The following is a 12,842-nucleotide window of genomic DNA, read 5'->3' as shown; positions in this document are numbered from 1 at the left end:
GAACCAAAAATGAGCCTTTCAGGTGCATTTTTGAGTCAAAAACGAACCAATAAGAACCATTAGTAAAACTTATATACTCGTACATTCATTCGCTGATGGGTGAACCCTACTACCGCTTCATGAAGGTGAAATATACATTCAGTTACACCAACATTACCACCAAGGTTCTCACGATGAACAGCTTCACCTCCCGCCGCAATACCCTGGTCGGCCTGACCGCCATTGCCGTAGCCGGCGCCCTGCTCTCGGGCTGTGACAACCCGCCAGACACCATCAAGATCGGCGTTGCCCAACCGCTGTCGGGGAACCTCGCCGCGCTCGGCCAGGACTTGCACAACGGCGTGAAGATGGCCGTGGACGAGATCAACAAGGAGGGCTTCCAGATCAAGGGCAAGACGGTCAAGATTGAAATCGTGGCCATGGACGACCGGTCTGATCCAAAAACCGGTGTGGAAGTCGCACAGCAGCTCGTCGACGCCGGCGTGGTCGCCGTGATCGGCAACCTCAATTCGGGCGTCAGCATCCCGGCCGCACCGGTCTATGCCGCCAAAAACATTCCCCAGCTGGCCATCTCGACCAACCCCAAGTTCACCGAGTTGGGCCTGGCCACCACCTTCCGCCTGGTGGCCAACGACAACCTGCAGGCCCGCGCGATCGGCTCCTTCGCCGCCAACCAGCTCAGTGCCAGCAAGTTCGCCATCGTCGATGACGGCACCACCTACGGCAAGGGCCTGGCCGCCGGTGCGGCCGTCGAGCTGAAGAAAGCCGGCAAGGCAGTAGTGGTCACCTATTCATCCGACGACAAGACCACCAAGTTTGACGAGCTGGCCGGCAAGATCAAGGACGGCAATGTCGAAGTGGTCGTGTCCACGCAAGGCGACTTCCAGATCCTCGCGCTGATTGATGCCCTCAAGAAGATCGACTACAACCAGCAGGTCAGCATCCTGGGCGGTGACACCATCAAGACGACCGACATGCTCAAGGGCAGCGACACAGTCAAGGGCATCTACGCCACTTCGCCCATCCTGGACGCCAAAGAGTTTGTCAACGGCAAGGCCTTCCTGAGCAAGTACCAGGACACCTTCAAAAGGGAGCCGGCTTACGGCGGCCACTACACCTACGACGCGATGTACATCCTGGCCGGCGCCATGCGGCGCGCCAACTCGGTCAAGCCCGAAAAAATCACCGAAACCCTGCGCACCTTTGACGGCTACGCGCCGATTACCGGCTCCATGAAGTGGGACTCGGTGGGCGAGCAGCGTTACGGCGTGGTCGGCGTTTATTCGATCCGCAAGGGTGTTTGGGACCTGCAGCTGCGCTCCGACCGCTGGTAGGCTAAGCTTTCGGTCGTCATGACCGAGCCCACCGCACTCCCTGGCGCATCTCCTGCCGCATCTCCCGGCGCGGCGCCTGCCCGCCACCACGCCACGCCCGCCGAAGTCCTGGACTTCTGGCTGGGCGACGGCGTCGAAAAAGACTGGCCCACGCAAGACCTTGGCAAACGCTGGTTTGGCGGCGGCGCCGAACTCGACGAAGACATCCGCACGCGCTTCGGCCATGCGGTCGAGGCAGCCGTGGACGGCGGCCTGCAAGGCTGGGCGCAACCGCCCCTTCACCGCCTGGCGCTGGTCATCCTTTTGGACCAGTTCACACGCAATGTCTTTCGCGGCTCCGGCAAGGCCTTTGCCGGCGACGCGCGGGCCCAGCAACTGGTGCTGGAGGCGCTGACCGCCCAAACCGACCTGCAGCTGCCCTGGGCCGGGCGCGTCTTTTTGTACATGCCGCTGATGCATGCCGAAAGCCTGGCGCTGCAAGATGAATGCGTGGCGCGCTTCACCCGGCTGGTGGACGACGCGCCCGATTCACTCAAGCAGCGCCTGCGCGGCAATCTTGACTTCGCCCACCAGCATCGGGACATCATCGCCCGCTTCGGACGCTTCCCCTACCGCAACGCGGCACTGGGGCGTACCGATACGCCCGAGGAAGCCGACTTTCTCCTCAAGGGTCCGCGCTTCGGGCAGTAAGGTTCCCCCCTGTCCAGGCTCACTTCGTGTAGCCCGTTCCCCCCTCAGGGGGCGGCGCCTGCGGCCCGGCAAAGCCGGTTCCGCGGCCCCCGCTGGTGAATACGCCGAAGAACCGGCTCTGCGGGAGTTATGCATCAAATCGGCCTCCAGCCCAAGTGGAACTTGCGAAAGCAGCTACTAATTTGATAGCAAGCAACAGTAGGCCTCATAACAGTAGGCCTCATCTTTCCTGCTTTTGAATCCATAGCCTCGGCTACGCCGTACTAGCAACGGGACGTCCCGCGCCACATCGCCAACAACAAGGGCGGACGTCCGGTACATGCCGGCCAGCCTGGCCGGTTCACAAAAACCCAGGAGTTCAAAAATGACTTTACGCACAGCCACCGCCTCAGCTTCAGTTCTGCTCGTGTCCCTGCTCGCCGCCTGCGGCAGCATGTCGCCCATGATGCCCACGTACTCGCAAGCCAGCCTGCCTGCCGCCGTGCAGGTACCGGCCGGCAACAAGGTCGCGATGGAGACCGTCGGCGTGGGCGACATCACCTACCAGTGCAACGCAAAAAAAGACATGGCCGGCCAGTTTGAATGGGTCTTTGTCGGCCCCGACGCGAAGCTCAATGACCGCAGCGGCAAGCAGGTCGGCAAATACTACGGCCCGCCGGCCACCTGGGAAAGCATGGACGGCTCCAAACTGACGGCAACACAAATCGCGGTCGCCCCCGGCGGCATGGGCAACATCCCTTTGCAGCTCGTCAAGGGCAACCCGGCCATGGGCAGCGGCGCCATGAGCGGCGTGACCTACATCCAGCGCGTGGACACCCAGGGCGGCGTTGCGCCCGCCATGCCCTGCGCCGCCGGCAACATGGGCGCCAAACAGGTCGTGAAGTACCAGGCCGGCTATATCTTCTACAAGGCGATGTAAGCGCCGGAAGGTGCAGGGAGGTTCGCACAGGCACCTCCCCCCGCCCGATACCTTTCACCCGCATCTCCCAGGGTGAGCCGCCAGCTCTGAAGTCAGGCGGGGCTGGTCTTACGCCCGCAGGCTTGCCGCAAGGCCGGCGCTGCGGGCTTTTTTGTGGGCAGTTGGCCTCCTCTTTGGCTGGTTGCGTGACCTGTCTTTTGACGTGCCGCCTGAGCTGTCGCGTTTGCCCGCAAACGGTCCGGCAAGGCGCTGGCAACGAGGCTGCGCGGCGTCCTACAGATGTTTACATTTCAGCGGGCTTTACTGGTTAGCGGGCAAAACAACAACCCGAGGAGCCTTCATGAAAAGCACACACAACACCTTTTGGGCCTATAGCAAGAGCGTTGCCGTCACGCTGGCCATGGTCACCGGCACTGCCGCACTGATCACCGCCTGCTCCGGCGTCGCGCCGCTTCCCAAGGAATACACGCAGGACCCGCTGGACGCATCGGTCAAGGTGCCGCCCGGGCATGTTGTGGCGCTTGAAACCACCGCCAGCGGCCTGCTTCATTACGAGTGCAAGGCCAACGCCGACACGGCCGGCACCATCGGCTGGGTTCTCGTGAGGCCCGAGGCCGACCTGCTGGACCGCACCGGCAAAACCGTCGCGAAATACTCCGGCCCGCCTGCCACCTGGACGCACGTCGACGGCTCCAGCGTCGTCGGCACACAGGTGGCACTGGCACCCCGCATAGGCGCCACCAATCTGCCGAACCAGCTTTCCACCGGTGCATCGGGCGCCACGCCTGGCGTCCTGCAAAACATCACCTACATCCAGCGCATCAAGACCAAGGGCGGCCAGGAGCTGGGCAAGGCCTGCACGCAAGCCGACCTCGGCGACAAGCTGACAACGTCTTACCAGGCCGACTATATTTTCTGGAAAGCCTCTTGAAGCAGAGCGGCAAACGGAACCCAAAAGCCCGCAGGCCTCTGGTTTGCGGGCTTTTTTTATGGCGTGGGCAGAATCAACATGCTATTGAATTTATAGCTGCTCGCGCTGATTTTTATTGGGCTGCAGCCATATTTGGCACTGATATGGAGCTGCATCACGACACCGGCATTAGCACCGGCATGGAATACCGGCTGGACGCTTCCAATGCGCCATCACCCCACCCAGTCAAACCTGCCGACCTTTGCCCGCATCCACTCCCTTCAGCGTCCTACAGCGGGCCTGGCGTATTGTGTTTTACTGTGCCTGAGACCATCGCCCCTCACCTGGAACCTGCCGTGAACACCAAAGCCCCTCGCGCTCCCTGCTTCGCCCTGCTGCGAAGCGTGCTCATGGTCACCGGCGCAGTGGGGGTGCTTGGCGCCTGCAGCGCGCGCCTGCCCAACCCCTACAACGCCCAGCAGACCCTGCCTGAAGCCATACGCGTGCCGGCGGGCCACAAGGCCGTGCTGGAAGCCCAGGGCAAGGGCGACCTCCTGTATGAATGCCAGGCCATCAAACGTGCGCCCTATGAATACGCCTGGCTGCTCCAGTCACCGGGGCTGCGGCTGCAGGACAGCAATGGCCAGACCGTCACGTACTACCCGGGCCTGCGCTCGCGCTGGGTGCACAGCGACGGCTCCAAAGTCACCGCGAAGGAGTTGGTAGAAGTGTCCTCTGACCGTAGCGGCCTTCCGCTGCAGCGGGCCATGGTGAGCCCTTCAGACACCCCGGGTGCGCTCGCCAGCATCAGCTACATCCAGAGCCGCAGAACCGCGGGCGGAGTGGTGGCGAGCCCGCCCTGCACATCCGCCAGCCTGGGCATGCGGGTGTCGGTGCCTTACGAGGCGGACTATGTTTTCTGGGGCCCGGCCGGCTGATTTTTCGGCGCCCGGCAAAAAGCCCGCTTGAAGCGGGCTTTTTGCTTTTTGCTGTTGCAAGGCGGCTAACCCTGGCGACTCCGGGTCAGACCGGGTTAGCCCGCAACGCAGGCTTAGCGCCTGTAATACCCCGGCCCATAACCCGGAGGGGGCGCCTGCACGTAGTAGCCTCCGTGGTGCCTGTGGCCGTGCCTGGGGCCGTAATACACCGGCTGCGGTGCGTAGTACACAGGCGCAGGCCTCACGTACACAGGACGCGGCTGGTAGTACACCGGCGCGGGCTGGTAATACACAGGTGCCGGCTGCACGTACACGGGCTGCTGGTACACCGGATAGGCGTTCGTTACGCCAACCTGCACACCCGGCACCCCGACGCCCACGGAAAAGGTCACGTTGTCGCGGGCCTGGGCAGCACCGGCAAAGCCGAAAGCGGCAAGTGCCAGTGCGGCTGCGGCGCCTGCCACGGCGACGGAGCGGTTTGCCTTGATTGCTGTCTTCATATGATCTCCTTAACAGGGCAGAAAATGCCCATGTGTTTATTAAACGCGCCACCCCCGTAACGGCGTACCGTACGCACAGTGAAGAGCGTAGCCAAACGTAACCCCCTAAAATCACTCAATGACCACCCCCGCCCCTGCCTCCGCGCCCGCCGACAAAGAAACCCACAAGCCCAGCAACTTCCTGCGCCAGATCATCGAAAAAGACCTGGCCGAAGGCACTTATGCCAGCCGCCGCTGGGGCGGCAGCCCCGGGGACGCCGCCCACCACGCTGGAGGCCAGCCCGACCCGGCCAAGGTGCGCCTGCGCTTTCCGCCCGAGCCCAACGGCTACTTACACGTGGGCCATGCCAAAAGCATTTGCCTGAACTTCGGCCTGGCGCGTGACTACGGCGGCGTGTGCCACCTGCGCTTTGATGACACCAACCCCGAAAAAGAAGACACCGAATACGTCGACAGCATCATCGAAGCCGTCAAGTGGCTGGGCTATGACTGGGCGCAGATCGGCAACGGCAAAGGGGGCGACAAGCCCTACCAGGCCAGCGACTACTTCGACTTCATGTACCGCGCAGCCGAGTATCTGATTGAAAGCGGCAACGCCTACGTTGACGAACAAACCGCCGAAGAAATGCGCCACAACCGCGGCGACTTCGGCCACCCCGGCACCAACAGCCCCTTCCGTGGCCGCACACCCGCCGAAAACCTGGCGCGCTTTCGCGAAATGCGAGACGGCAAGCTGCCCGACGGCGCCGCCGTGCTGCGCGCCAAGATCGACATGGCCTCGCCCAACATCAACATGCGCGACCCGGCCATTTACCGCATTCGCCGCGCCCACCACCACAACACGGGCGACAAATGGTGCATTTACCCCATGTACACCTTCGCCCACCCGGTCGAAGACGCGCTGGAGCAAATCACCCACAGCATCTGCACGCTGGAGTTTGAAGACCAGCGCCCGTTTTACGACTGGCTGCTAGACCGTCTGGCCGAAGGCAAACTCATTGCCACACCGCACCCGCGCCAGTACGAATTTGCGCGCCTGAACCTCACCTACGTGCTCACCAGCAAACGCAAGCTCGCCCAGCTGGTCACTGAAAAGCGCGTGAGCGGCTGGGACGACCCGCGCATGCCCACCATCGTCGGCCTGCGCCGCCGCGGCTACACACCCGAGTCGCTGCAACTGTTTGCCGAACGCATCGGCGTGACCAAGAGCGACAGCTGGATCGACTACAGCACGCTCGAAGGCTCGTTGCGCGATACGCTCGACCCGATTGCCCCGCGCGCCATGGCCGTGCTCGACCCGGTCAAGCTCGTGCTCACGAACTGGGACGAAGTCATGGGCGCAGGAAAGCTTGACGACTGCAGCGCGCCCGTGCATCCGCACCACGAAGAGATGGGCAAGCGCCAATTCAAGATCGGCAAGGAAGTCTGGATTGAACGCACCGACTACGAAGAAACCCCACCCAAAGGTTTCTTCCGCCTGTTCCCGCCGCACATCAACGCGAGCAAGCAAGCCATTGCCGGCAGCAAGGTCCGCCTCAAATACGGCCATGTCATCGAATGCACAGGCGCGGTGAAAGATGCCAACGGCAAGGTCACCGAAGTGCATGCCACCCTGATCCCCGACACCAAGAGCGGCACCCCCGGCTCCGACGCCATCAAGGTCAAGGGCGTGATCACCTGGGTGGGCGTGAACGACGCGGTGCAGGCCGAAGTGCGCCTTTATGACCGCCTCTTCACCACCGAACACCCCGGCACCGGCGACAAGGATTTCCACGATGAGTTGAATCCCGACAGCCTCAAGGCAGTGACTGCCTACGTTGAGCCGTCATTGACCAATGTGCCTGCCGGCACGAGGTTTCAGTTTGAGCGGCATGGGTACTTTGTGACGGACTCAAAGGATCATCAGATTGGAGGAGAGGGTAAATCCGTCTTCAATCGAGTGACGGGTATGAAAGACTCTTTCACAAAATAGCGTTTCAGGGTTGCGGTTCTTGGTGAATTCCAAATGTTTTCCCGCTAGTGACGAGACCTCAACTCGCGCTGCAGCTTCCGATTTGGGGAGAAATCGATGAGTACAGACAAGAACGACAAGAGCTTTGCCAAACTAACAGCACTCAGGTTGCGCGACTTTCGCGCATTTGGAGAGCTAGACATTAAGTTGGCACCAATCACTCTCTTAACCGGAGCTAACAGCTCTGGTAAAAGTAGCGTCTTGTCCGCCGTAGCTTCCATTCTCCAAACTAGGGCAGGAAGCACATTTCCGTTTGATCTAACACCAAACGGTGTTAATTGTTCGCTTGGTGGATTCAAAGATATTGTTCACGGCGGCAACTCTCGTTCCCAGTTTGGAATCGGAGTCACTATAGAAAAAGGCGAAGCAACAGCGGAACTTGACGGCACATATCGATACTCCCCGGTTGGGGACCACATTCTTCCCGCAGGATTAGCTTTCAAGTCAGGGAAAACTAGTCTCGAAATTGAATGGGACAAACAGAGCAAGAAGTACAAAGCAAGATATCAGTCGTCGTTTCTATCAGATTCAAACCAAACATCCGCCATGTTTGAAGCCATAAAGGCTTTTGAAGAAATTATGGCCAAAGGAGAGAAACCGACAGCTAGTAGAACGAATGCACAAAAACCAAATGCGGAGGAGTTTTATCGTCAATCAATCAAAAGTGCACAAGAGCGACAGGGGAAATGGTTTGATCTAAAAACGAAAAAAGCAAATGAACTCAAAACCGAAATTGGTGATGAGCTAGGTACAAAGCCGATCATCGATTTATTAATGGTAGTCGCCCGAGATCTTTGGTCACAGTTTACTTACGTGGGGCCAGTTCGTGCGTATCCGGAGCGTCACTATGCCGTAGTCGAGCGGGGCAATCTGATTGACCCAAGAGGTGACTTGTCAATGTTGGAGCTTGCAAAATGGCGGAGATCCTATCCGCGTCTATTTAGGCAAGTCGTGCAGCTGCTTACCGACCTCCAACTGGCCGACACCTTACGCCCGGCAGCGTCCAACGATGACGTCCTACGCATGTTAGTCAAACCCAAGGGACATAAAAGATTCATTAACTATGCGGATACCGGTTTTGGCATTTCGCAAATCCTCCCAATCCTAATTAAGGATGTTGGCTTGAGAGCCCATGGAACACTGCTCATAAATCAACCGGAAGTTCATCTACACCCGTCGGCACAAGCCCAGCTCGCCAATCACTTTGTAAATCGCTTGACCAATCGAAGGTATGTCATTGAGACACACAGTGAGTACCTGATAAATCGCTTACGCCTGTTAGTTGCTGAAGGCGTGATAGAGCCCTCTGACATTGCAATTTATTTTTTCGACTTGAATAAGAATGGACAAGCAAAAGCTCACCCAATAACAATACTGCCAACTGGAAATTTGCAAGGCGCTCCGAAAGCCTTCTTCAGCACCTACAGCGCAGATGCCATGAGCTTGGTTTCAGCGGGATTTAATTCTTCAGTCTGAATGTCGGATGTAGGAGGAGGATGAAATGGACATCGTCGTTGATTCTTGTGTTATGCGCCTCTACAACTCACCAGGGGATCCAAATCTTAAATATTTTTTTGCTTGGTTGAAAGATGACGGTACGCTTTGTCTTAGCAATCCCATGCTGAGTGAATATCAACGGCATGGCAATCCGTTGATAGCGAGCCTACTCAACTATCTTGGAGCTCAGAACCGACTTATTCACGTGAGTAACGCAACCATCAAAAGTTTTACTAGCGACAGGGGTTATGCGTACATCTGCAATGCAGCAGATATTCCACACGCACGACTTACGTTTGTTAGTACCAGAAAAAAACTAGTGTCCTTTGACAACAATCTAAGAACTTCAGTATCGAAATTCAAAAAAATCAACGGAATCAAGCCCACAGCAACAAAAGTTCCAGACGCTGCTTTTTTGGCCTAGAAAGTAAAAGTAACGGCAGTTTGGTTTCAGGTGAATTGGTTCGAGTGTGATCGCGTTTCTCTCTGACGTCTTCAATCCTTTCGACCGCTTCGTCAGTCACCTCAACGCACTTTACTGTCGCCCCAACAGATTTTTCGAGTGTCGCGCTTTCTCAGACTGCTGCGGATCGAACTGCCACGGCACTTCTCGCTCCATTTAGATTAACCTGCATCGATCAGAACTTGCAGATGTTCTCATGCCCTCCCTCAACTTCAGCCCCGCCGCAGACCGCAACAAGCAGCCCATACTCGATGTCTTGCGAGAGATCTTGCCCACGCGTGGCAACGCGCTGGAGATCGCATCCGGCACAGGCCAACACGTCACCTGGTTCGCCGCAGTGCTTCCGCAATGGACATGGCAGCCTACCGATGCGATGCCTGTTGCGATGGATTCCATCTCTGCCCGAATCACCGAACAGGGATTGGGCAGTGTCCGCCCTCCCCTCGTACTCGACGTGATGGCGCCCGAGTGGTTGCCGGGTGATGCGCAGTTTGATTTGATCTACTGCGCCAACATGCTGCACATCTCGCCCTGGGCGACCTGCGCGGCGCTGATGCAAGGCAGTGCACGCCACTTGGCGCAGGGTGGCGTGCTGGTGACTTACGGGCCGTATCTGGAAGACGGCGTGCCTACGTCGGAAGGCAACCTCAACTTCGACCAAAGCCTGCGGACGCAAGACCCCACATGGGGCATAAGACGAAGGGAAGATGTAGAGCAGGAAGCCGAGCGCGCCGGCCTGCAGCTGCAAGCCCGGCACGCCATGCCGGCTAACAACCTGCTGCTGGTCTGGGCCAAATCACAGCAGTCGGCAAAACATTAGCTGCGCACTCGTCGGCAGCAAGCTGAGCCCGCTATTCTTTCTATAGCTGCTCGCGCTTTCTCATCAAGGGCTACAGCATCATTTTCAATAAATTCTCGTTCTAACCCGGTTAGCGTGGCGATCAGCGGCTTTTCTCAACCGGGTTGGCGGTCAGCCAGTTAGCCGGATAGGCCCGCATGAACTCCTTGGCTTTTTCCGTGCGGGCGCTGAGCCAGGCATCGTAGGCGCCCTCGTTCAGAATCGCCAGCATGCGTTTTTCGTTGCCGGGCTGCTGGTACCGGCTCATCAGGGCGTGGCTGTTGGCATTCACTGTGAGGAGTGCGTAGCTGACGATGACTTCGCCATCCGCGCCTGTCCAGCTCTCCCACAGGCCCGCCACACCCAGGGGTTGGCCATCTACCCGGGCAATGCGGGTGGGCACGGCCTTGCCGCTGCGCCAATCGTCTTCCATAAACGCCATCATCGGCACGATGCAGCGCTGCCCGGCCAGCCAGGCATCGCGGAAGTTGCTGGACGTGGTGACGGTTTCCGCGCGGGCATTGACCAGCTTGGTCGAACGCAGTTTGGCGTCAGACGCCGACTTGACCCAGCGCGGCACCAGGCCAAACTGCCCGGTCACCAGCTCATGCGAAAGCAGCGCACGCGCGGGCTGTTCAGCGCCTGTGGGCTCGTCAACCTCTTCGGCTTCCTCAGTTTCTTCGGCTTCATCGACTTTTATCGCGCGGATAAAAACACCCGGCTTGCGCGGCCACACATTGCGTTCCACGGGCGAAGCCGGGGCGGCCACCCCGAAGACATCGGTATAAAGCGTGGCGGTTTTGATGCTCTCGTATTGGGTACTCATGCGGCGATGCTATCCCAGTGGCGCTACCAGGGCATGGTCCAATGACACCCATGCCCAGCCCCAGCTTCCCCCCGCCCACCGCAACCGGCATGCCGCCGCGCCTGATCTGCTTCAACAAACCCTACGGCGTGCTGAGCCAGTTCACGCCTGAGGGCCGCTGGCGCGGGCTGAAAGACTTCATTGCAGTGCCCGAGGTGTATGTGGCCGGCCGGCTGGATGCAGACAGTGAAGGCCTGCTCCTGCTGACGAGCGATGGCGCGCTGCAGGCGCGCATCAGTGACCCGCGCTTCAAGATGGAAAAAATCTACTGGGTGCAGGTTGAAGGCGTACCCGACGAAGCTGCGGTGGATGCATTGCGCCAGGGCGTGCAGCTCAACGACGGCATGACGCGCCCCGCCAACGCGCGGCTGATCGACACACCGCCGGGCCTGTGGGAGCGCGAGCCGCCCGTGCGCGTGCGCAAGGCCATACCCACGACGTGGCTGGAACTGGGCATTCGCGAAGGGCGCAACCGGCAGGTGCGGCGCATGACGGCTGCCGTGGGCTTTCCAACTTTGCGACTGATTCGCGCTTCCATCGGCCCCTATGCGCTGCAGGGCCTGGCGCAGGGCCTCTGGCGTGAGGCGCAAGAGCAAGCGGAATAGAAGGCGGAATGGGGCAACACGCCGCAGAAGTTACTGCCGCAGGATCTTCTCCATCGCCTTTCCTTTGGCAAGCTCATCAATCAGCTTGTCCAGCCAGCGAATCTTCTGCATCAGTGGGTCTTCGACCTCTTCTACGCGAACACCGCAGACCACACCTTTGATCAGTGAGACATTCGGATGCATGGCTGGGGCCTGGGCGAAGAAAGTTTCGAAATCGTTTTGCTGTCTGATTTGTTTGTCCAGCCCCTTTTGGTCATAACCGGTCAGCCAGCAGATGATCTGATCGACTTCTTCTTTGGTGCGGCCTTTGCGTTCGGCTTTTTGAACCAACATCGGGTAGACCTTGGCAAAAGCCATCGTGAAAATCTTGTGCTGGGGCATCGTCATTCCTTCTGCAAAGCGGCTATGCCTCTGCCTCGAGCGCGGCCTTCAACCGGCCCAGTGCCTGGTCCCACTGCTGGGCAATCAAATCCAGTGAGCGGCGGGCTTCGTCGAGCTGCTGTGGGTCAAACTGCCACAGACGCTCTCGCCCTACTTTGACGTGATGCACCAGCCCCGCGTCGGCCAGCACATGCAGGTGCTTGGTCACGGCCTGGCGGGTGATGTCGGTAGTGGAGGTGAGCTGGGCAATTGACACGGCGCCGCCCACGCAGAGCACGGCCACCAGCCGCAGGCGGGTTTCGTCGCCCAGGGCGGCGAAGACGCCTGCGGGGCCGGGCTGGGGGGTCAAGACTTCAGAGGTTTTAGTGCGAGGTGACATATTTCTGGATATTGTCCAACTGGCCTTCCCAGCCGCCGGTGTTCATCCGAATGGCCTCTGCGCGGCGTGCTACGGGGATTTTGTCAAAGCCTGATTCCACCACGCTGAGCAGGGTGCCCTTGCCCGTGTCTTTGAGGGTGAACTCGACCAGCGTGGTGGGCTCTTTCGAATAGTCGATGGCCGGGTCTACCGCGTAGGGGTGCCAGCGGTAAGAGAACAGCTTTTCGGGCTCTATCCGCTCAATGAGCACGTCAAACAGCACATGCTCATAGCCCGGAATGGTGATGTGGCCCTGCACCTGCTGGCCGGCAATAAAGTTTTTGCCCTTGAGCGCCACGCCGAACCAGCCGCCAAATTCTTCGGCGTTCACCAGCGCGCGCCAGACCCGTGACACGGGGGCGTTGATCAAGGTGCTGCGTTCGATGCGGTCTGTGGATGAAGACGATGTCGTTGATGAAGTCATATGCAATCTCCTGGTTGCATTAATTATGCGCAAGCCAATTCAAAACCGC

At 59.2% G+C, this 12,842-nt stretch carries 15 protein-coding genes; 10 read left to right on the top strand and 5 right to left on the bottom strand.

What is annotated here, in order from left to right:
• Positions 1–173 precede the first annotated feature (173 nt).
• From AC1DVV_RS02670 to AC1DVV_RS02650, 5 genes are all read left to right on the top strand, one after another.
• Complete coding sequence (locus AC1DVV_RS02670; protein ID WP_457279782.1) at positions 174–1,334, top strand: branched-chain amino acid ABC transporter substrate-binding protein; 1,161 nt, start codon at positions 174–176, stop codon at positions 1,332–1,334.
• Between the two features lie 18 nt (positions 1,335–1,352).
• Positions 1,353–2,024, top strand: coding sequence for a DUF924 family protein (locus AC1DVV_RS02665; protein WP_477702754.1), 672 nt, complete (start codon positions 1,353–1,355; stop codon positions 2,022–2,024).
• 364 nt (positions 2,025–2,388) lie between these two features.
• Positions 2,389–2,943, top strand: coding sequence for a DUF3455 domain-containing protein (locus AC1DVV_RS02660; protein ID WP_477688852.1), 555 nt, complete (start codon positions 2,389–2,391; stop codon positions 2,941–2,943).
• A gap of 340 nt (positions 2,944–3,283) precedes the next feature.
• A complete protein-coding gene (locus AC1DVV_RS02655) occupies positions 3,284–3,874 on the top strand; it encodes a DUF3455 domain-containing protein (RefSeq protein WP_477649856.1) in 591 nt (196 codons plus the stop codon).
• Positions 3,875–4,209: 335 nt separating this feature from the next.
• Positions 4,210–4,791 carry a DUF3455 domain-containing protein gene (locus AC1DVV_RS02650; protein WP_477702755.1) on the top strand — a complete coding sequence of 194 codons (582 nt, stop codon included), beginning with the start codon at positions 4,210–4,212 and terminating at the stop codon, positions 4,789–4,791.
• Positions 4,792–4,904: 113 nt separating this feature from the next.
• On the opposite strand, the gene AC1DVV_RS02645 is transcribed toward AC1DVV_RS02650, so the two are convergent.
• On the bottom strand, positions 4,905–5,291 hold the full coding sequence (locus tag AC1DVV_RS02645; protein ID WP_477702756.1) for a hypothetical protein: 387 nt from the start codon (positions 5,289–5,291) through the stop codon (positions 4,905–4,907).
• A 118-nt stretch (positions 5,292–5,409) separates the two neighbouring features.
• Here AC1DVV_RS02645 and AC1DVV_RS02640 point away from each other — a divergent pair, with 118 nt between their 5' ends.
• The 4 genes from AC1DVV_RS02640 to AC1DVV_RS02625 all read left to right on the top strand — a co-directional run bounded on the left by AC1DVV_RS02640 (position 5,410) and on the right by AC1DVV_RS02625 (position 10,082).
• Complete coding sequence (locus AC1DVV_RS02640) at positions 5,410–7,263, top strand: glutamine--tRNA ligase/YqeY domain fusion protein (protein ID WP_477707102.1); 1,854 nt, start codon at positions 5,410–5,412, stop codon at positions 7,261–7,263.
• A 96-nt stretch (positions 7,264–7,359) separates the two neighbouring features.
• A complete protein-coding gene (locus AC1DVV_RS02635; RefSeq protein WP_477707101.1) occupies positions 7,360–8,778 on the top strand; it encodes an AAA family ATPase in 1,419 nt (472 codons plus the stop codon).
• A 25-nt stretch (positions 8,779–8,803) separates the two neighbouring features.
• Entirely contained in the window at positions 8,804–9,223 is a 420-nt protein-coding gene (locus AC1DVV_RS02630) for a hypothetical protein (protein ID WP_477707100.1), read from the top strand.
• A gap of 235 nt (positions 9,224–9,458) precedes the next feature.
• A complete protein-coding gene (locus AC1DVV_RS02625) occupies positions 9,459–10,082 on the top strand; it encodes a DUF938 domain-containing protein (RefSeq protein ID WP_477702385.1) in 624 nt (207 codons plus the stop codon).
• Between the two features lie 121 nt (positions 10,083–10,203).
• Here AC1DVV_RS02625 and AC1DVV_RS02620 read toward each other — a convergent pair whose 3' ends face one another.
• Positions 10,204–10,926: an SOS response-associated peptidase gene (locus AC1DVV_RS02620; RefSeq protein WP_477707099.1), complete on the bottom strand. Its 723-nt coding sequence runs from the start codon at positions 10,924–10,926 to the stop codon at positions 10,204–10,206.
• A gap of 50 nt (positions 10,927–10,976) precedes the next feature.
• Here AC1DVV_RS02620 and AC1DVV_RS02615 point away from each other — a divergent pair, with 50 nt between their 5' ends.
• The gene (locus AC1DVV_RS02615) at positions 10,977–11,570 is read left to right on the top strand and encodes a pseudouridine synthase (protein WP_477702383.1); all 594 of its coding nucleotides are present in this window, start codon (positions 10,977–10,979) and stop codon (positions 11,568–11,570) included.
• A 30-nt stretch (positions 11,571–11,600) separates the two neighbouring features.
• Here AC1DVV_RS02615 and AC1DVV_RS02610 read toward each other — a convergent pair whose 3' ends face one another.
• The 3 genes from AC1DVV_RS02610 to AC1DVV_RS02600 are packed head-to-tail and all read right to left on the bottom strand — an operon-like array spanning position 11,601 to position 12,793.
• Positions 11,601–11,951 carry a DUF2200 domain-containing protein gene (locus AC1DVV_RS02610; protein WP_477666360.1) on the bottom strand — a complete coding sequence of 117 codons (351 nt, stop codon included), beginning with the start codon at positions 11,949–11,951 and terminating at the stop codon, positions 11,601–11,603.
• Positions 11,952–11,973: 22 nt separating this feature from the next.
• The gene (locus tag AC1DVV_RS02605; protein WP_477666359.1) at positions 11,974–12,300 is read right to left on the bottom strand and encodes an ArsR/SmtB family transcription factor; all 327 of its coding nucleotides are present in this window, start codon (positions 12,298–12,300) and stop codon (positions 11,974–11,976) included.
• Positions 12,301–12,313: 13 nt separating this feature from the next.
• Complete coding sequence (locus AC1DVV_RS02600; RefSeq protein WP_477666358.1) at positions 12,314–12,793, bottom strand: SRPBCC family protein; 480 nt, start codon at positions 12,791–12,793, stop codon at positions 12,314–12,316.
• Positions 12,794–12,842: the final 49 nt, after the last annotated feature.

The sequence above is a fragment of the Polaromonas sp. P3_B4 genome (genome assembly GCF_056402835.1).
The sequence above is the reverse complement of the archived record's forward strand: the minus strand, read 5'-3'. Positions and strand labels throughout refer to the sequence as shown.